Genomic DNA, 26438 nt, shown 5'->3' on the forward strand with positions numbered 1-26438 from the left:
TGTAAACAAGCTCGTGCCTGGCCGGGGACACCACCCGCCATGCAGGGGACGAGATCGGCTCGCCGAAACATTTCGGGCAGGTTGGCGGATGAACACGCTGTGACTTAAGCCGCTTCGCTGATTTCCACCTCCGTCCTCATGCCAACCTCCTTCCGGGCGCACCTGTACGTCATTCGGTCCGTCATGCCGTGCGTCATTGGTCTTCTGCTGTTCGCGATTCCGCTTCTCGCTCATGCCCAGTCGCCGGAGCAGTGGCAGCAGGAGGTTCACTACACGATGGACATCCGCCTGCACGCCGACGACCATCAGTACACCGGGCATCAGGAGGTGACCTACACCAACCACTCGCCCGATACGCTCCGCACGGTGTACTATCACCTCTACTTCAATGCTTTTCATCCCGAGTCGATGATGGCGGAGCGGAACCGCCACGTGCCGGATCCCGACGGGCGCATTGTGCCGCGCATCTTCAACTTGGACGAAGACGAGCAGGGCTGGCACCGCGTTCGCTCGCTCACGCAGGATGGCGCCGAGGTCGCCTTCGACGTGACCGACACCGTGATGCGTGTGGATCTTGCCGAGCCGATTCCGCCGGGTCGGTCTACGACATTCGAGATGCGGTGGCGCGCGCAGGTCCCGCTGCAAACCCGCCGCAGTGGTCGGGATAGCCGGGGTGGCGGCGTCGACTTCTCGATGTCGCAGTGGTACCCGAAGCTGGCTGAGTACGACGAGCGCGGGTGGCACGCCGATCCGTACGTGATGCGCGAGTTCTACGCGCCGTACGGCACCTTCGACGTCAGCATTACCGCGCCGTCCGATTACACGCTGGGAGCCACCGGCGTGCTTCAGAATCCAGAAACCGTAGGCCACGGCTACGACCTCAGCGCGCCGGACGGACGCACCACGTGGCGCCCCGAGGACGGCATCCCCGAGGACGGCATCCCCGAGGACGGCATCCCCGAGGCCGACTCGCTGACGTGGCGCTTCCTTGCCGAAGATGTGCACGATTTCGCCTGGGCCGCCGACCCGGACTACATTCACGACAAGGTCGAGGCGGGCGGCACTACGCATCACATCCTCTACAAACCCGACGTTGCGGACTCGTGGGCACGTCTCGCCGATGACATGCCGCGCCTCACGCGCTACTTCAATCAGGAACTGGGGCCGTATCCGTATCCCCAGATGACGGTCGCACAGGGCGGAGACGGCGGCATGGAGTATCCGATGTTTACGCTCGTAGCAGGCTACGACAACCCCGCGTTCGACCGGAAAGATGGCCCGCTGTCCATCCTCGGCACCACCGTCCACGAGTTTGCGCACATGTGGTACTACGGCGCGCTGGGCACGAACGAGAGCGACTACGCCTGGATGGACGAGGGCTTTACGACGTACGCCACCGAGCTCGGCATGGCGCATCTCTTGGGGCGCACGCCGCAGACGAACCGGTTCCGACAGAGCATCGTGCGCATGCACGAGCTGGGCCTGGAGGAGCCGTTCGACACGCCCGCCGACTGGTTCCAGACGAATACCGCCTATGGCCTGACGGCGTACTCCGGCGGCGCCATGGTAGTCGACATGATGGGCTACGTAATCGGCGACGCCGCACGCGACCGCTGGCTGAAGCGATACCTCCGCGAGCGGTCGTTCCAACATCCCGATCCGTTCGATGTGGAGCTGTTTGCTGAGCAGGAGAGTGGCCTGCAACTCGACTGGTACTTTTGGCAGTTCCTCGACTCGACGCGCCCGCTGGATGATGCGCTCAGTGGGATGGAGCAGACCGAGACCGCCAACGGATTCGAGGTAGAGCTGGAGGTGGAGCGCGAGGGCGAGGCCGTGATGCCGCACGACGTGAAGCTCACCCTCGAAGACGGCTCCACGCAGTGGGTGCACATCCCGCTGATGGTGATGCATGGCCACAAGCCCGTACCCGATGACTGGATTGTGACCGAGCCGTGGCCGTGGGTCTACCCGGAGCACACGTTCACGGTTACGGTCCCGTCGCGCGTGGTGGCTGCCGAACTCGACCCGATGCAGCGCACGCCCGACGTGAACCGCCTGAACAACACGGCTGATTTTCCGACGAACGTCCGCTTTCTCCGCGCCCCGCAACGCAATCCCACGGCGTACGACATCGGCGTGCGTCCGCTGGCAGGTTATGCTGCGTCGTTTGGCGTGGGCGTGGGCGTGCAGGCCCGCGGCGCGTATCGGGATCGCTACCACACGCGAGCAATGCTGACGCTCTGGCCCCAGGTGATCGCCTCGAATGGCGATGATCCCGCCCTCGACGCCATGACGCCGAGCCGCCCGGAGCGCAACTCCGTCCGGATGCGTCCTCGCGATGGCGGCTCGTGGTTCACGGGTGTCGACTACGAGGCAGGCTTCCGGTATCCCGTCGATCCGCTGGGCGGAACCACCACGCTCGGCTTCACGGCACGCAAGCACCTCGGCCTGATGGAGAACCGCATCTTCGCAGAGCGATCGATCGGCTCGCTCTTCGACGACGGCTCACACACGGTCCGCGTTGCGCTGCAGCATCAGTACAATGGCAGCAACCGGGTCTTTCAGTCGTACGCCCCCGTGAACCCGTTCCGGCGGGCGCACCTCATCTCGGCGCTCTTGCAGTACGACGCCACTGACGGCCGCGACCGACTGCATGTGGGGGCCGAGCTGGGCGGCTCGGTGGCGCAAGTGGCCGACCGACGCCTTGCCCCGTCAGCCAACCAGTTCTCGGTGGCCGCGCGCAAGTCGTTCGCCACGGGTCCGCTCACGCTCGATGCTGCGTTTCAGTTCAACTGGGCGAACCGGTTCCTGGCCAACTACAAGCGTCCGCAGCTCGGCGGAGCCTCGTTCGAAGAGCAGTGGCACGACGACGCCTTCCGCACCGCCGCTGCGGCGTTCGATCGTCCCCTCGACGACGCGCACCTCACGGCGTTTGGGCTGGCCGGCCCCGTCGCGTACCTGCGCACCAACGCAGGCACGCCCACGGCAGGGCTCATCGGCGGCAATCTCTTGGCCGGACGGCTCGCGCTACACGCCGCCCCCTTCGCTGAACTCAACGCCCTGTCGCCCCTGCGGCTGGAGGTCTTCTCCGGCATCGGCGAAACCTGGGACGACGGTGCGTTCCTTTCGGGCTTTGCGACCGACGACCTCCTCACCGACGCCGGGCTGGGCGTTCACTACCGCCTTGCCGACGTCCCTCACCTCGACCGCTGGACGGCGCAGTCGGACGTGCTGAACGACCTCACGATCATCGCACGCTTCCCGTTCTACGCCAGTGACTCGGGCCGCATCGATCCAACCCAGGACGAGATCGCCTTCCGCTGGCAGATCGGTGTACAGGTGCAGCCGTAGGTGTTCATCGACGCAAGACGCCGCTGTGGGCAGGAGGAGCCCGTTCAGAGATATTCCTCCTGCCCAGCAGATCATGAATCGCAGACCGAATCCCCCGGCATCAACCGCAGTTGACCCATGCTCGGATCCGCATTGAGGCCCAGAGCCTCCTTTACGAAAATGCCAGTTCCAGTTGCCTCCCGGCTGCGTCTTCGGCGATCAGCGACGAGACCGTCAGGCCCAACAGGCGCAGCGGCTCCTCCGGTGGGTGCGGCTCCGAAAGCAGCCGTTCGGCCCACTGCATCAGCACCTCCGCCGAGGCTACTGGGCGTTGAAGCGTCGTCTGGCGCGTGAGGACCTCGTGGTGGCACGTCTTCATCTTCAGCGTGACCGTGCGTCCTTTGCGCCCGGCGCGCCCCAGCCGCTGGGCCACCCGCTCGGCAATCGGCTCCAGGCGATGCAGCATCTGGTCCGGATCAGCGATGATGGTCGAGAAGGTCTGCTCGGCGCCGACCGACTTCCGTTCTCGATTCGGGCGCACCGGCCGCGCGTCCTCGCCCCGGGCCATCGCCGCAAACCACCGCCCGCGCTTCCCGAAGCGTCGCACCAGGTCCCGCTCGGCCACCTGCTGCAGATCAGCGCCGGTGTGGATGCCCATCGCTTGCAGGGCCTCCGCCGTCACCGGACCCACGCCCCGAAACGCCTCGGTAGGCAACCCGGCGATAAAATCCAGCATCTCATCCGGACGCACCACCGTGCATCCATCGGGTTTGTCCCAGTCGGAGGCGACCTTGGCGACAAACTTGTTGGCAGCCACGCCCGCAGAGGCGGTGAGTCCGCGTTTCGTGCGAATCGCTTCGCGGATGGCCTCGGCGATAAGCGTGCCGGAGGCCGGTCCGTGCTTCGGCGTCGTCACGTCGAGGTAGGCTTCGTCCAATGAGACCGGTTCGATGAGATCCGTGTAGCGCCGAAGGATTGGGCGGATAGCGCGAGACTCCGCCTTGTAGACATCCATCCGCGGCGGCACAAAGATGAGATCGGGGCACCGGCGCGCTGCTTCCGCGGAGGGCTGGGCCGAGTGGATGCCATACGGGCGTGCCTCATAGCTGGCCGTCATCACCACACCCCGCGGCGGCCCGCCCCCAACGGCAATCGGCTGGCCCGCATACCGGCCGGGATCATCGCGCTGCTCAATGGACGCGTAGAAGGCGTCCATGTCCAGATGAATGATCTTGCGAGGCGTGTCGGGCACAACAGCAGCACGTATAGCCAGAAGGATGGCAGGCACATGGCGGAGCGGGAAGACCGCTCGTGATCAATAACCTTCTATCCACTACCAGTAACGTTTACACACGCTCGCATCGCAGCAGGTGCCTCCTTACAGGGTAATGTCAGCGAGTTGAGCCTCAACCTCCTCGCGGCGCGGCTCCAGAAACGGTGGCAACTGCAAGGTCTGGCCAAGCTCGCCGTCGGGTTCGTCGTGAGCGAAGCCGGGCGGATCGGTGGCAATTTCGATGTTGATGCCGCTGGGCGTACGGAAGTACACCGAGTGGAAGTAGTTGCGGTCTTTCATGGAGGTCACTCCGTATCCAGCCTCAATCAGCGCGGTGCGTAACTGCTCCTGGTGGGCATCGTCGTGCGCCCGAAACGCGACGTGGTGCACGGTTCCATAGCCCCAGCGGCCCTCATGCATGTTGGGCTCGTTGTACACATCCACGAACCGCGCATGCTCGGCTGTTGGCACCGCAAAACGCGTCCAGTCGCCGTCTTGGGGGGTCGGCTCGGTTTCTTCCTGCTCATACCCCAGGATTTCGAGTATGCGCGTTACTTCTTGCGGGTTGTTTGGATGCAACGTGACGCTATGAAATCCGCGAATGCCATGTTCTTCGGGCACACCCTCGCCTGTCCATGGCGCAATGTCGGAGGTGCCTGTTACCAGTTCCAGCGGCTGCCCGTCAGGGGCCTGGAAACGCAGCACTGTATCCCCAAAGCGCTTGGTTAACGGATACGTTTGAACGTCGTGCGCCTGCAGACGCTCTTGCCAGTACGATACCGACCCTTCGGGAATGGTAAATGCCGTAGCCGTGGCTTGTCCGCGCCCCACCTGGCCTTGCTGAATACTGTGGTGCGGCTTGAGCGTCATGACAGTGCCCGGCGTGCCCTGTCCATCCGCAAAATAGAAGTGGTACATGGTGGGCCCACGGAAGGCCTCAGATGGATTGTTGAAGAGCACGGTTTGCTTTACCAGGCGCAGCCCCAGCACATCGCGGTAGAAGTCGATGCTCTGCTGCGGATCGGGCGCATATGCGGTGACGTGATGAAGGCCAGATACCGGCGCAGGAACAGGAGGCATAACAAGCAAGCAGGTAAGTCTAAAGAGATACGAGTGAATGTGCTGTATCCCAGACTGCGCGCGATGTTCATCGGAGGATGACGTCTCCCGCTTCCTCGTTCGGCGTGATGATTAAAATCCGCCGCCCGGGCGATTTCGGTACCACCCACAACTAATGTGGTACAATTTACCTTGTTGGGGGGAATATCGCGCTGGGTGCCCTCCGTTTATCCCGTTATTTTCTTGTCTGCATGGCTCTTTCGTTGCTATTCTATGCGCTTTTGGACGACATTAGCTCTTCCAATGGCGCGCTGGTATTATCCTTGATGTGTAAGAGGGTGTACGTTTCCATCCACCTTTGCCTCTGGCTTTATGACTGCATCGCTCTTTTTACTCGGCTTGGCCTGGACACTTCCTCTTGGACTGCTCGGATGGTCGTACTACCACCACCGCCAAACTGTCGATCAGCGAGTGTCTTGCCGCACTATTGTAGAATCAGTAGCCGTCGACGTACACTCTGACGTGTGGATGGTCACGTCATCAGACGACGCCAGCGTATCGGCCCCGGCGCCTGCCGAAGCGATGCATCAGACAACGCTCCCGAAAGCGCAGGCTGTCGTGCGCATTCAGACGCCAGAAGGCACCACTGTGTATCGCCGCTGCGAGCCGTTCCTGAACTGAGGTGAACCTCGACACCCTTATGGACTGACAGATCTCGATTCTGTCAGTAGGCGCGTTCGTAGAGCACGTTGAAACGCAGGCTCGACTGGCGCCGCAGTACCCGCGCGATGAGCGTGCGCGTGAGCTCGTACTCCATCAGCAGGTCGGGGTCGAGCACTTCGGTTTCGCTGCTGCCCGTGTCAACAGGCTGCTCAATCGACACGTAGAAGCGCGGCGTAAAGTAGCGCCCTACCGTCAGGTACGAAATACCATTGGGGCGCACCTGCAGTCGTACCACATCTAAGCCCAGTTGACTGGCAGCCAGGTTCTCTACGAAGTTGGAGGCTTGCCCAATGGCGAGCTGCGTGGCCAGGTCGCCACTGCTGGACCCGCCTGTTGTGCCTCCCCCACCCCCGCCCAGCAGATTATCGGCCGGGCGTCCTGTGGCAAGGTACGACAGAATGTTGGACGTCGACATGGGCGGCTCCGAGCTAAAGTTCAGATCCAGATCGCCAAGGCGGCCTTCTCCATTCAGCGTAATGGCGACCTCAGTGTCTCGCGTCTCGCGGGCCCGCTGCTCATAGACCGCTGCGAATGACATCTGAGGATCGTCGACGGGCCCGTTAAAGGTGAGCACCCCTTCATCGACGCGAAACACCTGCCCAAACTGCTCAACGGTGCTACGCTCCGGCACAATGTCGATGGATCCATACAGCTCCAGGTCTTCATCGTGCGCCTTCTGGAGGTCAAGGTCACCACTGAACTGGATGTTGAGCCCCAGCGACGAGCGGGAGCGCAGCCACGTTTCACGCCGAATCTCAACGGACAGGTCCATTGCCATGGCCTGATAGGCGTCGTATGCCGTTGTGTCGGCATCGGAGAGGCGTACGCCAAAGCGCCGCTCCAGGTCGGCACGGTCGGCCTCTGTGAGCGCTACGGTTGCCAAGTCTGCAGCCCCGCTGGTATCGAGCTCATCGTACGAGATGTCGGCCCGCACCACCTGAATCGTACCGGTTACGCTCGGGCGCTCGGTAGTGCCCTGCACAGCCAGATCGCCGTTGATGGTGCCTTGCCGGTATGCCCGCGTATCCACCGCCTGAAAGTTGCTGGCCTGCACATCCAGGTCGATCGTGCCCAGTGTGAGTTCCTCCAGCTCGACCGTGCCCGTAGCCGTCATGCGCCCTTGTCCTGCCGACCGAATTTCTGACTCGGTGATGGTGATGCGGTTGTCTTGGAGACGCAGCGCGGCGCGTCCGTTCCGGTAGCGGCTGCCCAACTCCGTGAGTACCAGACTCAGGCTGTTGAGCGTGGCCTCGCCCTGTACATCGGGGTTGTTACGGGTGCCCCCAATGCGCACATTGGCCTGCATACGGCCCTGCAGATCTTGCATGACGGTGGGATCGAGGAAGGGATCAATCCATCCAATAGCAAACGCATCCGCATTGAGGCGCAGATCCACAGGGGTATCCATGACGGATGCAGGACGAGACGTGTCGAGACGGAGGTCAATTGGGAAATCGCCTTCAACGGTGAGTGTGCTACCGTCGGCGTGGGCAAGGCGCCCCTCAATGGCAAGCCCAAAGTCGCGGTACGTCACCTGCGTATCGAGCGTCCCCACGTCTACATTTTCGCTTTGGATTGCTGCACGCAGGCGAGCATTGGCCACAGGGTCATCGGCGGGTCCGGTGAGGTCCACGTCGCCGTTGAGCGTGCCGCTGAGGCCCTCCAGCGCCATGACATCAGCAAATGGGGCCGCCTGTACGTTTTCGAGGGTGATGCCCAGATCTTGCCCTCCTTCGAAGTCAACGCGTCCGTCGATTGCAATCTGCTGATCCGAGGCCGCCAGCAGGAAGTTTCGAATCTGGAATGCGCTGCCGTCTTGCGAGAGGGCCACCGGCTGCATAAGCGACCATGCCGATGCTCCGAGCTCCACGTCAAGCTGTTCGAGCGTGGCCCGAAGACGGTTATCTTCAGGTGACAGCGCCGACGCGGCCAGTTGTATGCGCCGATTGCTATCGATCTGCATGTCGGTGCGAACCGTGAATCCCTCGTCGGACTGGTAGGTGCCGCGTGCCTGGACGCGGTTCATGGGAATGCCTGCTGTGTTCACATAGCGGTTTGTGGTGCGCGCTTCCATCCGGTCGAGCACGTACTCTGCATTGAACGCACCTGCAACTATGGTTTCAGACTCGCCAATGCGTGTGCCCTCGACCAGCACGTTTTCGGCTTCAAACTGCCCGTTGAAGCGCAGCGCCTCGGCAGCCCCCTGCAAACGTCCGGTAAAGTGCCCGCGCTCCAGAGCAAGCGTCTCGAATCCGGCCAGCTCTTGCACCGGTGCCACCGAACGGACATCGGCGGTAAGGGTGATGTCGGAGTTGGTCTCCTGGCCACGTAGCTCCACAGTGCCAGTGCCGGTGGCTGTGAGCACATTCGAATCTACCTGTAGCGTGTCGAGCGACAGGCGGCCTCGTTCGTACGTTGTGCGTAGCGTGGCGGCGCTCATTTCAACGGGCCCGTAGGTACCAGTAGAGGCATCGAGGGCCGCAGTGAACTCCGCTGTTTCAGGTGCAAACCCGCGTCCGTCGAGCGTAGCCTGCAGCGCGCCCAGATTGGCTCGGAGACTGTCCTCCCCGGTTAGCGCGGCCCCATCGAACTCATCGGCTTCAACGGCCAGCGTGTAGGTGGAGTCGGCCAGGTTGGATGTCAAATCGGCGTGCAGGGTGCCCAGATCAAAGCGGGCATCGAGAGTGCTGCTCAGCTGCCCTGCCTCCGCCTGCACCGTCCACGATGCCTCGGGCAGCGCAGCCTTGTTGATGCGCGAGTCGGCAAGCGCAAGACGGCCCTCCAGGGCCAGATCGCGCAGCGCCTGCCCTGCGGCACTTAGCGCCACGGTGCCGTTAAGGTCGGTATCGAGCGTGGGCTGCCCAAGCAAAGCACCTACGTTGAGCCCTTCGATCTGGCCGTCGGTGATTTGCAGTGTAGGGCGCTCGGCAACGGGCTGCGCCGTGCCTGCAAAGGTGGTGGCTCCCTCTGGCGTGCGCAGGCGCGTGTCGAACGTGAGGCGCTCATCCGCCCCGAGCGAGGCGTTGAGCTGCGCCTCTGTAATGGATTGGTCGTTGAGCTTCGAATCCGACAGAGCCAGTGCAACCTGTCCGGTGGCTGCGCTGGTCTGCGACTGCGCCCATCGTCCGCGGATGGTGCCGGTAAGGGCGCTGGTTTGCGTGGTGTCTTGCATGAACGGACCGATGTTTACGCTACGCAGGCGGCCTTCGGTAAGCTGAAGGGCCAGCGGCGTGTCGAAGGGGCGGCCCGTGGCTTGGAGATCGACCCCGCCCGCATTGCTCTGCATCTGCAGCTGGGTCTGCAGCGCGCCATCGCGCAGGCGCCACGTGGTTGCCAGCGTATCGACCTGCAACTGGCCATAGGTTGTTTCTGTGATGCGGGCTTCACCCTGTAGCTGCATGGTAGCCGGAGTGAACCCTTGCCCTTCAGCCTGTAGCTGCGCGGTGAGGCGCGTGGTGGGCAGGGCGTCATCGTTCAGGAGCGCATTCAGGTTGAAGTTGGTGGTTTCGAGGCGCTCGATTGCAAAAGTTTCGCGGTCGTCAAGCGTGGTGCGGGCCGCCCCCGTAACGCGTCCGCCAACCACGGCCAAGTCGAAAGTCGACTGCACCTGCGCCCCGTTGAGGGTGGCGGCAAGGTCGAGCGTGTCGACGGGCGTGCCGTTCAGGGTCGAGGCATACATTGACAGCTGGGCGGAGGCCGAGCGGGTTTCGGATTCGACGCCGCTCCCATTGACTTGAAGGCGCGCGTTGATGTTGGAGGTCACGCCGCTCTCGGGCAGCCACCGCTCTACGGCAAGCGCCTGCAACTGCGCGTCGAGCGCGTAGGTGGGCGTTTCGGCAAACGGCTGGGCGGTGCCGGTGCTTGTGAGCGTGGTGCCGTTGGCCTGCCCCTGGCTGCGCCACGCTACTTCGCCCTCTGTAGCGGTTGCTGCGATGCCCAGCGTATCGATGCGTACGGTATCTACCTGCGCATCGTGCATCGCGAACGTTGCAGTGCCGCTGAGTGCGTTGTGCGAAGGTCCTGCCAGGTCGGCACGCAGTTCGGCGTTGAGACGGGTGCGCAGCCCGGCCAGTTGCGTTTCGTATCCGGTAACAGACAGATCGCTCATGTAGCGTAGCGAATCTCCGGCGGCAGGCCGACGGGCCGAGGCGTTGGCCTGCCACGTACCGCCGGTGTTGACCGATCCGGTGCCGCGCAGGCGCCACTGCGCATCTTCCTGCTCAATGTGTACGGTGCCCCGATGCACTTCGTTGGCGGCTGGAGCCAAACTGGGCACGAAGGGCACAAGATCGGCAATAGCGAGCGAATCGGCCTGCAGTGTGAAGGTGGTGGCAGACAGGGTTGTATCCAGGCTATCGGTAGAGGGCGCGAGCGGGTCGCGGGCAAACTGCACCTGACCCTGACTCCGCAGGCGGCTGCGGGGCGCATCTAACTGGAGCGCACGCACGGTGAGCCGTTCGGGCGAGAGGGCCCCACCTGCGCGCAGGGTGAGCGGAGTCGTCGTGGAGGTGGGAAGTTCGCCGCGCAGGTGCAGGGTGTCGAGCGTAGCCCGCACCGACGCACCTACATCCACATCGCGCACCGCCACCGTGAGGGGATCGATGTATGCCGTAGAGTCGGCGTCGGCGCCGTGAAAAGCGATTTCGGCGTATCCGCGCGATATGCGCGCCTGGTCGAGCTGGATGCGCAGCGGGTCGGCGGTGGAGGTATCGGGCGGCGCGTTCAGGAGCGGCTCCAGCGCCTGGGTCCAGTTCCAGGTGCTATCGGGCATTTGCATGGCATAGACCGCCGGACCGCCCACATGAGCGCGCGTCAGGTGCAGCGTGCCGCCGAGCAATGCCGGAAGGCGGTAGCCCACCTCAACCGTGTCGATGGTGGCAAGCTGTTCGCCCGATCGGGGTGCCGCGCGCAAGGTGGGTTCGTCGGATTGCTCAGGAGGAGGGGCAGATTCCGAAGCGGCTGATTCATCAAGCGTCCACGTTACGCCATAGAGCGCAACGCCGCCCAGCCACGATCCCGATGCGCGATCTACGGTAATCGTCGTTCCAGGCACCGGGTTGAAGCGGTCGGCGGCCCACTGAGCGACATGAGTTGCGCCCCAGTCGGTCTGCAGCAGCAGAAGGACGCCCAGCAGCAGCCCAAGCATCACAGCGAGCGTCGCCCCAGCGCCTCGCACCAGGCGCTTGCCGGTCGAGCGCGGAGCCGACGCAGGCGCTTCAGCCGAAGACGACGCTTCAGAATCGGTCATGAGGATGCAAACGGTTTACCATGAATATGAGCAGATGCAGCGCATCTGGCCCTGCTTAGCAACGGGTTACGTACGGCGCGCGTCGAGCGGTCTATGCTCTGCGTGTCGTTATCGCATCTACGTCGCTGATCCTACCTCCGTACAACAGGGGTACTGTCATCGATTAGAAGGTGCGTCCAATGCCTACATGCAGCCGAAACTGCCGTGTAAACGACGGGTCGACGGACGTTGGCGGCTGGTTATTGCGGATGGCATCGCTCACGGCCTCGGGGTCGCGTATGTCGAGCGGATCGGGGTTGAGCGGAATGGCTATGTCGAAGCGCAAGAACCCGAACGGGGTTTCGTAGCGCAGCCCTGTTCCGGCGCCAACCCGCACTGTGCCGGTTGAAGTCGCGAAGCGATCGGCGGCATCGCTGGGCGGGGCCGGCACGAGCGTAAAGTCATGTCTGCTGAGCACAGCCGCATCAACAAAGAACGCTGTGCGCCACTCCGCCCCCAATCCTGGAAACGGAAGCCGAAGCTCGGTGTTGAGCGCCAGCTTCGACATCCCGCCAATGGGCGTAAACAGCGACGCAGGGCCGCCGGTCTCCGACAGGTTGACGAACTTGCCACCCGATTGGTTCAGGGGCCAGCCCCGCAGGTCGGTTCCGCCCCCTGCATAAAAAAGGACATCGTTAAAGCGGTTGCGAAAGACCGAGTTGCGCAGCGATGGCTCGGCCTGGAGCGCGGTGCGGCTCGTTCCGAATGGAAAGACACGCCCAGCAAAGAGCCGCCCGGCCAGATCAACGGCTGGAGTCAGCGGCTGGTAGGCGCTCACCTCAACCGAGAGCTTGCCGTACTGGATGCCCGAAGGCACCACAGCACCGGCCAGCTCGGCAGTGGGGCGCACCAAGAAGCCCACCGATGGACTCACGTAATCGTCAGTACGCCCCAGGTTGGCCGACAGCGTAAACACGCTGCGGTTAAACCCCGACGAGCCATCGCTGCTAAGCGGGTCGTTCGGGTCGACAGGGCCCGACTGCAGCGCATCGGGAACGTACTGGCGACGGCGCTGCAGGCTGTGCTGCAGCGTGATGGTACGGAAGCGAAATATTTCGTACGTAAGCCGGGTGTCGAATCCGATCGTAAACTCGTTAATGCCGAGGCGGTCTTGCTGCACCCCCGGAAGGCGCGGGTTGCGCCCAATCTCCCCAAATGGCTCTACAGCTGCCGATAAGCTGGGGCCCCAGATGTAGGGCTCGCGCAGTAGCAGACCCGCCCGAAAGCGCCGCTCGGTGACGCTACTACCGCCGGTGCCTGCCAGAAATGCAGGCAGAAAGCGAGCATCGTTTGGATAGCCTGTCTCTGCAGTTATACTCGCGGTAAAAGAGCGGGCATTGCCAAAAAAGTTACGGTGGCTCCAGCGTCCTTCTCCGGTAAAGCCCACCGCCGTGCCGTATCCAACCTCGCCAGCAAGCGTACGCATGTTGGCTTCGCGCACGCGGTAGCGGACCGTAACGAGCGAGTCGCGGGGCTGCTCGGGGACGTCGGCCAGTGCTACGCGGAACAGGTTGAGGTTAAAGAGATTGCGTTGTCCTTCTGTGAGCGCATCGGCGGAGAACACATCGCCCGGCTCAAACGGTAGGCTGCGCTCCACCACACGACGCTCGACCGACTGCGTACCGCTGATCTGGATCTCGCCGATCCGTGCACGCGGTCCCGGATCGACAAAAAAGCGGAGGTCGGCGGTGCGCGCCTCGGTGTTGGTGGTTACGTTGGAGGTGACACGTGCAAAGGCATAGCCCTGGTTGCGCAGCCAGCGCGCAATGTCGTCTTCGAGCTGCGAGCGCTTAAACTCGGTATAGCGGCTGCCCAGTTCTACAATCGTGTTGCGCTCAAACGTTTGCCACGCTGCGCGCTGCGCGCCGGTGAAGACCTCGGCAGCGTAGCGCTCGCCCTCTGCGTCCAGAAAAAGCGCATCTTGGATGCGAAGCGGCGCCCCTTCGTTGATCGTAATAACCAGACGAATGCGATTTTCCTCTGCCTCGAACTGCGTAGCAGGGTAGTCGATGGAGGGACTGGGGAAGCCGTTATCTCGGTAGAACTGGCGCAGCCGTGCAATATCACGCTGAAAGGTTAGCGGATCGAACCGGCGGGGCTCGGGCTGCAGCAGCGGCAGGCGACGCTTCCAGCGGTCCCACGCTGTGGGCGCCTGCGTGGCCATCTGCTGTAGGAGGCGTTCTTGGGAGAACGTTTGCCCGTCGACAAACCGCATGTCGATTCCTTGCACCTGCGTTTCCTCATTCACAAGCACCAGGGGGTCCTGGGCGTGAACCGTGAGCGTCGCACTTGCAAGCACGAGCAGCAGCACCGTGATCCCAAGCATGCGCAAGGACTTCCTACACAACGACCTGAACAAAGCGCTATGCAGCAGCATCTGCAGCGTTGAGAGAGCTCCTGGTACCATTGGTGGGCAGAGAACGAGAAAGCAGTCAGACGAAGCGGCGGCGGACGTGTTGGAACGTGTTGGGCATCTGCCCACGCCCTCAGGGCGATTTAGGAAGATGCGTATGGGGCGGTGTGCGGTGGCGTGCCATTACATGGCGATGCTCGTGAAGCGATGCCACGACAGCCCCCAGCATAAACACGATACCGGAAAAGTAGACCCAGAACACAAAGGCTACCATCAGGCCAAAGGTGTTGCCGAGCGCCGAAAAGCTCTCGGCTCCCATGGCGTATCGATCAAACTGGCCCACGTACACAGCGTAGTAGGTAAATGCATATTTGAGTATCTCCCAGATGCCGGCAGCCAGGGTGGCCCCAACCAGCGCACTACGCTTGCGCGGATGCGGCAAGGGCACCAGGTAGTACAGCTGGAAGAACATGGCTGTGGTAATCAAAAACGGCAGCATAACTGCAAGTCCACCGGCTAACCAGCGTAGCACTTCAAGCAGCCAGGGCGCCCGGATGCCCCACGCAATGAGGGTGGAGGTGCTAATCTGCGTAGTGGCCAGGAAGGAGAGCAAAATGGTGGCGAGGAAGAGCAGGCCTACTTGCCCAACCATGCGCATGTCGAACAGATATCCGCTGAGAATCGACCGGCCCTCGTGCCATGTCTGTGCAAACGCATTTCGCACAGCAATACGCAATGTAATGAAGAGCGAGAACGCCGACAAAAACAATCCTACGCCGCCAAGTCCGATTACAGCACCACTGGCGTCTTGCAGTTGCGTAAGAAACGATATCACCTGTTCCTCCTGACTCACCGGCAGAAAGTCGCGCACCACACCCATCACCGCGTTGAAAGCTGTATCGCCCCGTAGCACGCGCCCCAAGAGCCCGATACCCAGAATAAGGATAGGCACGATAGTGATAAGCACCTTAAATGCAATAGCTTGCGACCAAAGAACTACGTCTTTACGCTGCAGCTCTTGGATGAGACCGTAGATATAATACAGCGCAACGGTCTGCACGTGCTGTCTCCACGATGTCGAGAATACCGCAGATCGGACGCCCGAAGGCGCCTGCCCTGCTCCAGGCACCTCATTGCGCTGCCCCGCGCTGCCATGAGGCGATGACGACGCCTCTAATGGGGCGGTACGACGCACCGCATCATTTAGGCGCTGGTCATCGGGGGGCACGGAAGACCGCGCTGCATGCTCTTTAGGACCCGAACTTCCAGAGCCTGAACTCGTGGTTGGTTCAGGTGCCTCCGAGGCATCGTCCGGTGCGGTGGGGGATGTGGAGCTCATGCAAGCAGTTAGTTGGATGCGCGTACACACGCTGCAACCCTGTGTCTTACGTACGGTTCTGCGGAGACGTTTTTGCTCCAAACGGCTCCAACGCTTTACACGAGCAGCATGTGTGCATCAATCGAACAGGGGCCAGTGGATGCTAAACCGAATCCGCTGGTTTGGGAGTGGGTAGGTGGGCACCACGTACGTGCCCGCCGTTACGTTGGTACCCCCTAACGCGTTCTCGTATGAGAGCATCAGCTCGGCCCCGCGCAGGTTGGCTTCAGCATGTATGTTGAGTACGCCATCGGGCTGCAGGCGGCCTGGCGTATCGGGCGTGGCGGGTGCATCCAGCTTGGGCAACGTAAGCTGCCCTGTGGGCGAATGAAACCAGCGGCTCCGAAACGCTGCGCCCCAGCCGTACGCCTCGGCATACAGATCGATGTCCAGATCTCGAAACAGCACGAACCGCGCGCCGAGACGCCCGCGCCCGTACACCTCGGGGAGGCTTGCGGCGTACTGCTGGACCAGCTGATCCCCGGAGGGGCGCACCTGCAGCGCGGTGCCCTGCACCACGGCATACAGTCCACGCTCTGCATCGTAGCGCCACCGCAGCCGCCCCGACACGCCCGCTACGTCCAGTGGCTCGGGGACTGCGCGGATGGTGCTGTCGAGTGGATCGGTGCCGCGCTCGGCTTCCACCGCGCGCTCGGTGCGATGCCCAAATGCAGTTATCCGCGTCTGAAGCGTGCGCCATGTGGTGTGCAGGCCGACCTGCGCCCGGTGTGTGCGCGTGAGCACAGGATCGGAGAGCGGAGTGACGAGCCCGGCCGAGCCGTACGTTTCAAGGCGTGAGCTGGGCCGGGCGGTACTGGCCACTTGTGCGGTACCCCCCACGGGCCCCAAGTCGTACGCGGCCTGTAGCTGCCCGCTGGCGTAGATCGGGTGGTTTGTATGATGATGCACGTAGGTCGCCGCATCCAGCATCGTTCCGCGCCATGTAAGCGAGTCGCGCAGCCCAGCGTGCAGCGCGGTGAGGCCCGGCGACGCCACAGCAAACGTATCGGACGGGGCCGTTTGATGCTCGGCGTATGCCACCGCCTGCATGGCATGCGATTGCACACGCAGCGGCTGACGCAGTGTAGCTGTAAGGACATGCGATCGGAGCGTCCGTTTGTCCTCGAATCCGCTAAAATCGAATGTGTTGGAGGTCCAGCCCGTGGTGAGTTGGGTAGCGGGCAGGCGGTCGTTCCATGCCCAGCGTAGGCGTGCGCTCAAGTCGTTCCGAATGGTCTGCCGCTGCCCCTCGGTTCGTACATCCGCCTGTGCCGGGACAAACACGGTGGTGGGGACGTCGGCAATGGCGGGTTCTACACCGCCGTGTGTTTGCAGGCGGTGCCGCACAGCGTAGTTGGTGAGGTCAAGTCCCCATTCGGCCTCTTGATAGCGGATGCGAAGCAAGACCTGGCGCGTTAGATCCAGCGCCGTGCTCTGGTATGTGTCATCGTTCGAGGCGCCGCCATACCCAAAGGTTGCCGCAAAGCGCGCGGGCTGCCCCAGCCACTCCACCGGACGCCCCTGCGTGTGAACAATTTCCACAGCCTGCAGACTGGCCCCTCCGCGCCGATAGCGCAGTTCGGTGAGGGGCCGATCGGGCGTAAAGAAGCGCCATTGCTGCGACAGCCCCAGCGCGCTCTGGCGTCCGGCAGGCGTTGTGGTGCTGGGGCGCGTTGTAAAGAGCGAGGGCAGCAGGTCGTATCGCGGCTGCTGCGTGATCGGATCGACGTAGCGACGATCGTTCAGCCAGTAGTCGGCTCGGTGCGGAGGAAGGCCATAGCGCGACCATCCGTGCGGCCAGTCGATCGGGCCCAGGTGGTAGAGGAAGCTGCCGGGGGCCTCCGCCAACGTTTCGGCCATGCTGGCGTGCGCCCGCCGGTACAACGCAGTGTCAACGAGCGCACGCGGCGGGGCCGGGAGCAACTCCATTGGGGCATCGGGAGCTACAGGGTCTTCACCGGACGCGTCGGGCGGACCGGTTTCGGTGGTGTCGGGGGGCGTGGTATTGGCTTCGGTGGTATCGGCCTCCGTCGTATCCGCTTCGGTGGTGTCGGGGTGCGGAACGCGATGTTGGACGGGTGACCGGTATGCGATTAGGGCGGCGTCTTCTACGCGCAAGACCGGCTGCGGTGGGGGCGCTGTGCGTGCGGTATCCAGAACAAGCAGACTAAACAGCATCCCCACTACGCATCCCCCTGCCTTACCAGGAGCGTGCCGAAGCCAAGCCAATGAACAGAATATGCTCATCACTCATCGGGGAAGAGTCCGTAGAGGCGGCTCTCGATTTGGCTGACGACCTGGCGGCGGTCGGCGTCATTGTTGACGAAGTCGATTTCGTCGACATCGACAATCATTTTGGGACCGCGGTCGTAGTTTTCGATCCAGCGGGTGTAGTGCTTCTGGAGGCGCTCCAGGTAGTCGATGCGGATGGTAGATTCGAAGTTGCGACCCCGCATTTGGATGTGGTCAACGAGCGTAGGCACTGAGGCTTTCAGGTAGACGAGCAGCGACGGGGGCTGCAGGTAGGAGGTCATGATGCCAAAGAGCTCCGTATAGTTTTTGTAGTCGCGCTCGCTCATCAGATTCATTTCGTAGAGGTTGCGCGCAAAGATTTCGGCGTCCTCGTAGATGGAGCGGTCTTGCACGATGGATTCTTCGGACTCTTCGATGCGGCGCTGGTGGTGAAAGCGGCTGGAGAGGAAGAAGACTTGCAGGTTGAACGACCAGCGGCGCATGTCGTCGTAGAAGTCGTCGAGATACGGATTGTCATCGACGCTCTCGTAGAAGGCTTCCCAGCCGAAGTACGAGCTTAGGATATCGGTGAGCGAGCTTTTCCCGGCGCCGATGTTGCCGGAGATGGTCACGAATTTTTTGGTGCGGTCGGTGTTCGGGGCGTCGAACAAGTCGGGCATGGGATGCAGGCAGGCAACGGGCGGTTTTCGGTGCGGACAGCAGGTAGATCATTCAAGGTATATGCTGCCCGGCACGAACGGAAGCGCGGTGCGTCCGTTTTGCGCAAAGATCGGGGTGGGAACGTGAGGGTCGTGCGTGAGCGCGCTGCCTCTCCTACGTGATATTTAGTGCGGCCTCAATCTCTTGGCGCATGGCCTTTAGCTGCTGAACGAGTCGCTTTACCGTCGGCTGGTCTTGCGTTGGTAACTTAATTCCGACCATTTGGTCAGCTAACAGACTGCTTTGGACGTCATGTGTTTGCTCGTTCAAAATGTCAATAGTCGTACTTGCAAGCACTGACGAGATTTCAAGCACAGAGACCATATCACGTCCAAGGAGCCGAGCCGATGCGATCCGTTCATCGAAGTCGGGCTCACCAAGCAAGTCAAGATGCTTATCTATCATGCGCGCTCTGTTGATGTCGTAGTAATGACGAAGCACGCTGGCAAAATCGATGGCGTCTTTCTCTCTTTTATGCGGTTGCTCCGACCAAGCGATTAGCTTGAGTATGCTAAGGGCAGGAAGCGAGGTAACCCGGAACGAGAGGCCTTCGTTACCAAGCACAAACGTATCGGCCGTTTGCCCGGCCTCTTGTAGCCCCAGCGTAGACATCGCACGCTCATGATGAGGTGGCCACGTAAGCGTGTGGCTGTCATCCTCGATACTCCCGAACGGTATGAGATCAACCGGATGTCCGCCTTGTGGAGCGACAAGGCGTTCGGCCTGGGTTCCTTTTTGGAAGCCAAACTCGTCTATCAGCACATTTCGGACCCTGTCATACATATTCCAATGTGCGACAGCGAACGCCACGTCTGTGTCTCGGGTACGGCGACGCAACCTGATGTCATGTCTATGCTCCAAATGAAGATCTCGAGCCCACGCACCGATCACGAAGAAGGTAGTTTCGCAGCGACGGAATGCCTGTTGCAGCGACTCGATCAGCTCCTGTGTAGATGGCGAAAGCGTGTCTTCTGCAAGAACATATTCAGCCATCGGCCATCAGGTGGTCGGTAAAGATGCGGTTGGCAATGTGCGTGGCCCGACTGTCATCAAGCGTTAACAGATCAGCATACACCAGAAGCGGCGGGACTGTACGCGTGTTTGTGTCATCTACTGAGGTGAGGGGCGTCCAAAACTGATCGAGGATTTCGACAGGACCTTCTGGATCAGGCACCATGCGTAGTCCGCGGAGCAGTTTCGTGGTTGGCTCTTCGGTGTATATAGACAGCGACTCGGGTTGCAAGTCGTGGGTCAGAGCATCGGCCGCTGCCTCCCCGCCCCAACGTCCCAAGCTGGAATCGAGGTCTATCGCTTTCCAGTCGCGAACCACGGCCTCGTTCAGAAACTGGAATCGGCCCCGTGTCATCTTGGGTCGCAGTCGCTCTCCGTAGGCTACGGCCCATCGATCCATCAACTCGTCAAGGCGGCGCAACTTACGTGTTCGCGTATCGATCTTTATCAGATACCCAAGCTCTTCGAGGTCAGAAAGCACATACCCAACCGCACCCCGGGATATGTCTGCCGTATCCGCCATCGTGCGATACGTCGTGTTAACCAATTCGTCGTGGTTCAACAGCGCAAAGATGAGCTTGAGCCCCGCTTCATTGAAGGCTCGATGCTGGCAACGGTGACTGCGGGACTTTGTAGCCTGTCCTTGCACGAAAACAACGAATTGAGAGTGGTCTACACATGCAAGATAGCAGTTGCCCCCGCTATCCATGTACGACTGGCCTGCATCACGCAAGAGCTTTTGCGCCCCCGATGTAATATGATCTGCCACAAACACGACTCCTGCTCTATCCTGTCCGCTTCTTTGTGCCAGTTCTCGGGCAGCCCCTTCTTTCGTCAGATTCGAAACGATCTCTGCCTGGTATGAGCATACTTTTTCATCGCGTACCGCCGCGTGCAGAATCTGCTCGTCTCCATTCGTCGCGATAGTAATCGACGGGGGCAAGAGGTTACTGAGCGCTTGCGTTGCCTGTCTCAACGCCATCTTGTTTGTCCAATATATTTTCTTGTCCAATTATGTTGGATGATGGTCTATAATGGACAAACGGAATCATAGATCCGATGTCCATCTCAGATCTCACCCATTACAGCGCCGCATATGCCTGAATGCGATGCACATGTAGCACAAAATCGCCCGCCTGCTTATCTCCGATCAAGAACCCGATTTCGCAGATCGAGGCCGCTGCAAACGGGGGCGCATCGGGACGGGGCTGTCCGCGGCGCATGGGACGCAACTGCGCAAACGGCAAGTAGTGCGTGGCGGGCTGCGGCGTTGCCCAGAACGGAACGCGATAGCTGATGCGTCCACCCGGCTCTGTACGCAAGGTGAGCCGGTAGCGGCATGGCGGGCCCTGCAAACGGAGCATGATACCTGTCTGCCCCGAGAGGTCGACGGAGCATCGCGCTTTCGTCGACGCAAACCCACCGTTGTTGGCGAGCGAGACGGCCCCTGCAAACTGCAGGACGCCGTCGTCAGGGCGGCGCATGACGCGGCTGGTGGACTGCCCACCCATCACGCCGTCGTTCACGCAGGTCCACGGACCGAGAGTAGACGCGTCGGAGAGCAGGGGCATGATCATCGAAAGGATGGAAGTCGTAGGCGTGGTCAGTCCTCTTCAGTCGTATGCGGCGCGCTCCGTTCGTCGGTTGTCTGCTCACGGGCACGTAGGCTACGAAGCAACGAACTGGCTGCGGTGTCGGAGAAGGATTCGGGCGTTGCTGTTGGAGCCGCATCCGCGGTCCCATCGCCCGGAGCGCCGTCGAATACTGACGCGTTATCAGACTCACCATCCTCTACATGCTCAGCCGGGGCGTCATTGGCCTCTTTGTGCGGCTCTTCGTTGACTTGCTCCTCAGAACCCGGAACGGCTTCGGTGTCAGGGGCAGAGGCAGGCGCCTCGTCAGCGGTTTCGGGGGCTGTTTCAGCCGGTTCAGAGGCTGTATCGGCGGCGGGCGGTGTGTCCTCCGCGTCTCCCTGATTCTCTACAGGCGCAGCCTTATCGGAGTCAGATTCAATCTCTTGTTCTGGCGCACCACGGTCGGCATCGGTGGGAGGCGCAGACACTTCTTCTACACGCACCTCGTCTTCGACCAAGGCGGGGGATGGTTTCGGGCTGCTCGTGCTTGCACCGGGCGGCACGAGCACCGCACTCACGCCGACAACGCTTCCGCGCTCGCTCCGTAGCGGACGCAAGTGCGCTTCATACGGATGGCTGCCCCCGGCGGTGTCAATCATGACTTCCTGATTGATAACGTCCCGCTCATCCTTCATCAGCGCATTCATCGCATTGCTGATGCGCCCCTGGTCGAATGGGTTCGACAGCGACTCAAACGCCGTGCCCACTACGTCGCACAGCGGCCCATCTGCGGTGTTGTCGTGACTTACCGAGCGGATAATGCCGTCGCGATCGATCACCATGAAGGTGGAGTCGGAGCTGTGCAGCGGGGTGGGTTGCACCGTAGCCAGAACGGCAGCTCGGCCATCAACCAGTACCTCACGTTCGCGCACACGTGCTGGGAAAAACGACCCGTCGGCGCGCTGGTGCAGGGCAAGCACCGAGCCGGGATCACGATACGATGCCGGGGCCTGCAGGTCGTTGGCGGTGAGCCCGGCAAAGTCTTGCGCCTCGTATCCATACTGCGACACTGCCGCCGCATTTGCCTTCATGATGTGCCCATCGCTCTGGGCGTACACGTACATGGGCTGCGGATTCTCATCAATGAGCTGCCGCACCTGTGCCTCCGCACTACGCAACTCAAACTGATTCACGACCACATCGGCCATACGTTCAAGGATTTCGCGCTGCGCGGCGTCGAACGTCTTCGGCTCGTAGTCGATGATGCAGAGCGACCCAATGTGGATTCCCTCGGGCGTGGTGAGCGGGGCCCCGGCGTAGAACCGGATGTACGGCGGCCCCGTCACAATCGGGTTGTCTTTAAAGCGCGGGTCTTCGGTCGCGTCTTCAACCACGAGCATCTCCCCGTTGTGCACGGCATGCACGCAGAACGACACGCTGATACCGGTTTCGCGCGCGTCGAAGTTGAAGCACGACTTAAACCACTGGCGCTCCTCATCAATCAGCGTAATCAGCGCGGTGGAGGCGTCGCAGACCTTGGCCACGAGGCTGGTAATGCGATCGAAGTCTTTCTCGGGCGCTGTGTCCAAGATATGATAGCGCCGCAGCGCGGCCTGCCGCTCGCTGGTGTTTTCGAGGCTGGGCGTTGCTGAAGAAGGGGATGGCATAAAGTCAGATAGCTGCAGTCGTATTTAACGAGTGTGACTTTCTCACATCGCCAATGCCTACGCCCGTTCCTCTGCAGCCACAGACCCATCACATTCGTTTCATTGTAGATGCAAAGCTCTGTTGCTCCTCATCCGTTCCGCATCGGGAACCGCTGGTTCAGCGTGGCCCCGAAGCGCTCAATCTCGGCACTCGTGTTGTAGTAATGCACCGAGGCTCGTACCAGCTTCGGAAGGCTGCGCGCCTCGGCATCCAATAGGGTCGAGGACGGCGGACTCACCGACACGTTGATGCCGTCGGTACGCAGGCGCTGCTGAATGGCGTGGGCATCGGTGCCCTCAATCGCAAAGGTGACGATTCCGCACTGCCGCGTGCCCACATCGTACACGGTTACACCGCGCTGTGCGCGCAACATCTCGCGCAGCTCGTCGGCCAGGTGCTGCACCCGCTCGGCAATAGCGTCGAGCCCCCAATCCAGCGCATAGTCCACCGCAACGCCCAGTGCAATCTTGCCCGCCACGTAGCCTTCCCACGTCTCAAACCGCTTTGCGTCGGACCGGATGCGGTAGCTGGTGGGACTGGTGAGGGTGGCGGCGTGCAAGTCGAGCAGCGGCGGGGTGAGGCGCTCAATCCAGTCGCGCTGTACGTACAAAAATCCGGTGCCACGCGGCCCGCGCAGGTACTTACGCCCGGTGGCCGAGAGCATGGTGCAGCCGATTTCATCCACGTCAAGTGGCAGTTGGCCTGCTGATTGGCACGCATCCAGCAGGTACGGCACGTCGGCCTCCTGGGCAAGGGCCCCGACCTGGGCAGCTGGATTCACGAGTCCGCCGTTGGTGGGGACGTGCGTCAGCGCGATGAGCGCCGTGCGGTCGTCGATCGCATTGCGCAAGGCGTGCAGGTCGATCTGGCCGTGCGTATCGGACGGCACAACCTCGACCTTGGCGCCGGTACGCTCGGCCACCTGCAGCATCGCAATGTAGTTGCTGGCATACGAGGCTGCGCTGGTCAAGATGTGGTCGCCCGGACCCAGGTCCATCCCGTAGAAGGCCATGTCCCACGCCCGCGTGGCATTTTCGACGAGGGCGATTTCCTTGGCCTCCGCCCCAATGAGCTGGGCGATGGCATCGTACGTGTGCTGCAGCTGATCTTCGGCATAGGCAGCGGCTTCGTATCCCCCCAGATGCGCTTCCTGGTTGAGATGATCGATCTGCGCATCGAGCACGGGCTGCGGCGGCAGGGCGCTCCCGGCGTTGTTGAAGTGCAGCACCTCGGTACAGCCGGGGGTATCGGCGCGGGCGCGGTCTACGTTAAACGCAGCGTTAGGCATCAGTATCGTTAGCGTCGATCAGAAAGTCGTCGAGTGCGCGGAAGGTGGGGGCCGGACGCTCCCAGTGCGGCAGGAGTCCACCGGGCACAGCAGTGTGGGTGATGTAGCGTGGATTTGCGTTCGTCAGCGCCGGGAGCCGGTCGAAGCGCTGCACGGTGGGTGCGGGCGCTTCGGGGGTAAGGATGAGCGTGGGACGATAGAGGCGCGCGTACCCCTCGGTGTCGATGTTGCGCTGAAAGAGCGAACCGTCTACAAAGTGGCGCGGGGCGTAGGGCGCGCCCTGAATGCGGGCGGTTTGGGCGCCGTAGTACACGAGTGCATCGGGGACGGCGTCTTCATTCTGAAAGACCTGTGCCGCCAGGTACCGCCGCAGCGACGCCGGACGCGTCAGCCAGAAGTAGGGCAGGGTGAACCCGCCCACGGTGGCAGCGGTTTTGACGGCCAGGCGTCCGAATGGAGACAGACCGCGATTCGCTGAGAGTCCGGTCGGCGCGATAAACGCGCAGCGCCGCACCAGCGAGGCCGCCTGCAGGGCCACCGACGCCGCAAACTCGCTGCCCAGCGAGCACGCCACCAGATCGGCAGCCGGCCCCACGGCATCATTCAGCACTGCATACAGTACGTCGTGATAGGTTTGGGGCGTGTAGCTGCGACGCGTGCGCTCCGAGCGTCCAAAGCCAAGCCAATCGAGGGCCCACAGAGGGCGGTCGGTCGCCTCCGCGTAATGCTCCACAAGCGGACGCATCTCCTTCGGCGAGGCGACGGCGTTGAAGCTGTGCAGGAAGACAAGGGGCGTGCCGGTGCCCGGACGGTGGTACAGATGCACGCGGCCTTGATCAGTGTCGAGGACGCGTGAGTCGAGGTTGAGCGCTGGGTCGAGAGCATGGGCAGGCGGCAGACTGCGGTGATATGCCGTGGTGGCACCCGCCGCTGCAGCCACACCTGTGGCCGTCCACCCCAGCCAGCGCGAAGAAGAGCCATTCATGAGTAAGAAACGCAAACAATCCAAGAAAACAAAGGGATCCGGCTGTACCGGCAACCTGCAACGCAGGGTTCCGTATGCACGGACAAGTCTACATGCAGAGCGTAGCAGATGCGATACTGGCTCCGCTGGACGTCATTTCTACCCCTGTAGTTCAACTGGATAGAACACAAGCCTCCTAAGCTTGGAATCCTGGTTCGAGTCCAGGCAGGGGTACTTTACCCAAGAAAGAGCCATGCAAAACCACTTCTAACGCCGTTAACGGGGCATTGGGCTGTTCGTTGCCTGCATTTTACTGCGCTGTTGGGTAGGTTGAGTGCGACAAAAAACGCGACCAATAGCTGCTCTGGTATGACGCTTTCCTACCGCCGCCGTAATACCCATGAAGCAGGCATAGAAGAGCGGAAAGACAAGACCTTCTGGTGACGCTGCAACCACGTCGAGGATATGCAAGGCAAGGAAAACAGCCATCACAACGAGCAGGGCAATTCCTGCCCCGATGTTTGCGCGCACCCACCAGAGTTGACGCTTGACATGCGGCAACTGCTCGCGGGCCATTGCAGCATAGTTTTGCTCTTTCAACTGCTACCGCTCGGCATAGGTGAGGTTGGCATCGGGGTCGCTAAACGACGGCGTGTCCAGTGTATCTATGAACCGCTTTACGAGTGCATCAGAAGGCGAGGCCATAATGTTAGATTTGATTTGCACCAAGAAAAACAAGTTGTTTCGGTCAGTGCGCCAACGGGATAGATATGAGGCCATTACGTATGGCGCAACGGTGCACCTATCCCGAGCGAAGTCGAGGAGGATCCGGAGGCGCCCCTCCAACCTGCTGTAACGACGCAGGGACCTGCATCGCCCGGAGTAATGCGTTGCCATGCGAGCAACATCCGCCATGTGAGGCAGCGCGATCTCAACCTCATGCTCCCTGTCTGCATGCGAAGAGAGCTCTACGACGGCGTCCCACCGCTCTGGGATGGTACGTATACCTCAATGGTGCGCCTGCCCCGAGCGGAGCCGAGGGCGAGCCAGAGACGCCCCTCCAACCTGCCGTAACGACGCAGGGCCTGCGTCGCCCGGAGCAATGCGTTACCATGCGAGCAACATCCGCCATGTGAGGCAGCGCGATCCCAGTCTCATGCTCCCTGTCTGCATGCGAAGAGAGCTCTACGACGGCGTCCCACCGCTCTGGGATGGTACGTATACTCAAGGGTGCACCTGCCCCGAGCGGAGCCGAGGGCGAGCCAGAGACGCCCCTCCAACCTGCCGTAACGACGCAGGGCCTGCGTCGCCCGAAGCAATGCGTTACCATACGGTGCGGCATCTGCCCACGCAAAGCAGCGCGATCTCAATCTCATGCGCCCCGTCTGCATGCGGAGGCGGCCCTCCAACGGCGTCCCAGTGCCCTGGGACGTTACCACGCCTCAAAGGTGCGATTAAAGGGGCGATTTCGCGACCCACCTCGGCGTCGTAGTCCTGATTTCAATGCCTCAAAGGTGCGATTAAAGGTAATCGGCCTGC

16 protein-coding genes, 1 tRNA gene and 1 CRISPR repeat array (1 of these 18 only partly in view) are annotated in these 26438 nt (G+C 61.8%); of the genes, 3 read left to right on the top strand and 14 right to left on the bottom strand.

Going from position 1 to position 26438, the window contains the following annotated elements; all coding sequences use genetic code 11:
- Positions 1-138: 138 nt before the first annotated feature.
- Positions 139-3351 (top strand): M1 family metallopeptidase, encoded by a 3213-nt coding sequence (locus CRI93_RS02310; RefSeq protein ID WP_245850260.1) that lies wholly within the window; start codon positions 139-141, stop codon positions 3349-3351.
- A 151-nt stretch (positions 3352-3502) separates the two neighbouring features.
- Here the strand turns inward: CRI93_RS02310 and dinB are convergent, their stop codons facing one another.
- Complete coding sequence (dinB, locus tag CRI93_RS02315) at positions 3503-4582, bottom strand: DNA polymerase IV (protein ID WP_245850262.1); 1080 nt, start codon at positions 4580-4582, stop codon at positions 3503-3505.
- A gap of 126 nt (positions 4583-4708) precedes the next feature.
- A complete protein-coding gene (locus tag CRI93_RS02320) occupies positions 4709-5683 on the bottom strand; it encodes a ring-cleaving dioxygenase (protein ID WP_098060983.1) in 975 nt (324 codons plus the stop codon).
- 351 nt (positions 5684-6034) lie between these two features.
- Here CRI93_RS02320 and CRI93_RS02325 point away from each other — a divergent pair, with 351 nt between their 5' ends.
- Positions 6035-6343: a hypothetical protein gene (locus CRI93_RS02325; protein ID WP_098060984.1), complete on the top strand. Its 309-nt coding sequence runs from the start codon at positions 6035-6037 to the stop codon at positions 6341-6343.
- A 43-nt stretch (positions 6344-6386) separates the two neighbouring features.
- Here CRI93_RS02325 and CRI93_RS02330 read toward each other — a convergent pair whose 3' ends face one another.
- From CRI93_RS02330 to CRI93_RS02380, 11 genes are all read right to left on the bottom strand, one after another.
- A complete protein-coding gene (locus CRI93_RS02330; protein WP_098060985.1) occupies positions 6387-11633 on the bottom strand; it encodes a translocation/assembly module TamB domain-containing protein in 5247 nt (1748 codons plus the stop codon).
- Between the two features lie 163 nt (positions 11634-11796).
- On the bottom strand, positions 11797-13998 hold the full coding sequence (locus CRI93_RS02335; protein WP_176521630.1) for a BamA/OMP85 family outer membrane protein: 2202 nt from the start codon (positions 13996-13998) through the stop codon (positions 11797-11799).
- 160 nt (positions 13999-14158) lie between these two features.
- Positions 14159-15364 (bottom strand): YihY/virulence factor BrkB family protein, encoded by a 1206-nt coding sequence (locus CRI93_RS02340; RefSeq protein ID WP_098060987.1) that lies wholly within the window; start codon positions 15362-15364, stop codon positions 14159-14161.
- 117 nt (positions 15365-15481) lie between these two features.
- A complete protein-coding gene (locus CRI93_RS02345) occupies positions 15482-17581 on the bottom strand; it encodes a hypothetical protein (protein WP_098060988.1) in 2100 nt (699 codons plus the stop codon).
- A gap of 68 nt (positions 17582-17649) precedes the next feature.
- Positions 17650-18315 (bottom strand): deoxynucleoside kinase, encoded by a 666-nt coding sequence (locus CRI93_RS02350; RefSeq protein ID WP_098060989.1) that lies wholly within the window; start codon positions 18313-18315, stop codon positions 17650-17652.
- A gap of 154 nt (positions 18316-18469) precedes the next feature.
- Positions 18470-19348 (bottom strand): nucleotidyl transferase AbiEii/AbiGii toxin family protein, encoded by an 879-nt coding sequence (locus tag CRI93_RS02355; RefSeq protein ID WP_098060990.1) that lies wholly within the window; start codon positions 19346-19348, stop codon positions 18470-18472.
- A complete protein-coding gene (locus tag CRI93_RS15570; protein ID WP_141491523.1) occupies positions 19341-20348 on the bottom strand; it encodes a type IV toxin-antitoxin system AbiEi family antitoxin in 1008 nt (335 codons plus the stop codon). The genes CRI93_RS02355 and CRI93_RS15570 overlap by 8 nt, the downstream gene beginning before the upstream one ends.
- Before the next feature lie 100 nt (positions 20349-20448).
- On the bottom strand, positions 20449-20937 hold the full coding sequence (locus CRI93_RS02365; protein ID WP_176521632.1) for a CIA30 family protein: 489 nt from the start codon (positions 20935-20937) through the stop codon (positions 20449-20451).
- 32 nt (positions 20938-20969) lie between these two features.
- The gene (locus CRI93_RS02370) at positions 20970-22607 is read right to left on the bottom strand and encodes a GAF domain-containing protein (RefSeq protein ID WP_098060993.1); all 1638 of its coding nucleotides are present in this window, start codon (positions 22605-22607) and stop codon (positions 20970-20972) included.
- 128 nt (positions 22608-22735) lie between these two features.
- Positions 22736-23935 carry an aminotransferase class V-fold PLP-dependent enzyme gene (locus tag CRI93_RS02375; protein ID WP_098060994.1) on the bottom strand — a complete coding sequence of 400 codons (1200 nt, stop codon included), beginning with the start codon at positions 23933-23935 and terminating at the stop codon, positions 22736-22738.
- The gene (locus CRI93_RS02380) at positions 23928-24920 is read right to left on the bottom strand and encodes an alpha/beta hydrolase (RefSeq protein WP_098060995.1); all 993 of its coding nucleotides are present in this window, start codon (positions 24918-24920) and stop codon (positions 23928-23930) included. The genes CRI93_RS02375 and CRI93_RS02380 overlap by 8 nt, the downstream gene beginning before the upstream one ends.
- 140 nt (positions 24921-25060) lie before the next feature.
- Between CRI93_RS02380 and CRI93_RS02385 the strand changes: the two genes are divergently transcribed.
- A tRNA-Arg gene (locus CRI93_RS02385) sits at positions 25061-25133 on the top strand.
- A 42-nt stretch (positions 25134-25175) separates the two neighbouring features.
- On the opposite strand, the gene CRI93_RS02390 is transcribed toward CRI93_RS02385, so the two are convergent.
- Complete coding sequence (locus tag CRI93_RS02390; protein WP_141491524.1) at positions 25176-25499, bottom strand: hypothetical protein; 324 nt, start codon at positions 25497-25499, stop codon at positions 25176-25178.
- A gap of 831 nt (positions 25500-26330) precedes the next feature.
- Positions 26331-26438: a CRISPR direct-repeat array (repeat unit 30 nt; unit sequence ATTTCAATGCCTCAAAGGTGCGATTAAAGG); it runs 1111 nt beyond the window's last position.

Origin of the sequence: Longimonas halophila (assembly GCF_002554705.1) — a bacterium.
GTDB lineage: Bacteria > Bacteroidota > Rhodothermia > Rhodothermales > Salinibacteraceae > Longimonas > Longimonas halophila.

Coding starts and splice junctions, on each gene's coding strand:
- CRI93_RS02310 (WP_245850260.1), top strand. CDS start 139: ATGCCAACCTCCTTCCGGGCGCACCTGTACGTCATTCGGTCCGTCATG.
- CRI93_RS02320 (WP_098060983.1), bottom strand. CDS start 5,683: ATGCCTCCTGTTCCTGCGCCGGTATCTGGCCTTCATCACGTCACCGCA.
- CRI93_RS02325 (WP_098060984.1), top strand. CDS start 6,035: ATGACTGCATCGCTCTTTTTACTCGGCTTGGCCTGGACACTTCCTCTT.
- CRI93_RS02330 (WP_098060985.1), bottom strand. CDS start 11,633: ATGACCGATTCTGAAGCGTCGTCTTCGGCTGAAGCGCCTGCGTCGGCT.
- CRI93_RS02335 (WP_176521630.1), bottom strand. CDS start 13,998: ATGCTTGGGATCACGGTGCTGCTGCTCGTGCTTGCAAGTGCGACGCTC.
- CRI93_RS02340 (WP_098060987.1), bottom strand. CDS start 15,364: ATGAGCTCCACATCCCCCACCGCACCGGACGATGCCTCGGAGGCACCT.
- CRI93_RS02345 (WP_098060988.1), bottom strand. CDS start 17,581: ATGCTGTTTAGTCTGCTTGTTCTGGATACCGCACGCACAGCGCCCCCA.
- CRI93_RS02350 (WP_098060989.1), bottom strand. CDS start 18,315: ATGCCCGACTTGTTCGACGCCCCGAACACCGACCGCACCAAAAAATTC.
- CRI93_RS02355 (WP_098060990.1), bottom strand. CDS start 19,348: ATGGCTGAATATGTTCTTGCAGAAGACACGCTTTCGCCATCTACACAG.
- CRI93_RS15570 (WP_141491523.1), bottom strand. CDS start 20,348: ATGGCGTTGAGACAGGCAACGCAAGCGCTCAGTAACCTCTTGCCCCCG.
- CRI93_RS02365 (WP_176521632.1), bottom strand. CDS start 20,937: ATGCCCCTGCTCTCCGACGCGTCTACTCTCGGTCCGTGGACCTGCGTG.
- CRI93_RS02370 (WP_098060993.1), bottom strand. CDS start 22,607: ATGCCATCCCCTTCTTCAGCAACGCCCAGCCTCGAAAACACCAGCGAG.
- CRI93_RS02375 (WP_098060994.1), bottom strand. CDS start 23,935: ATGCCTAACGCTGCGTTTAACGTAGACCGCGCCCGCGCCGATACCCCC.
- CRI93_RS02380 (WP_098060995.1), bottom strand. CDS start 24,920: ATGAATGGCTCTTCTTCGCGCTGGCTGGGGTGGACGGCCACAGGTGTG.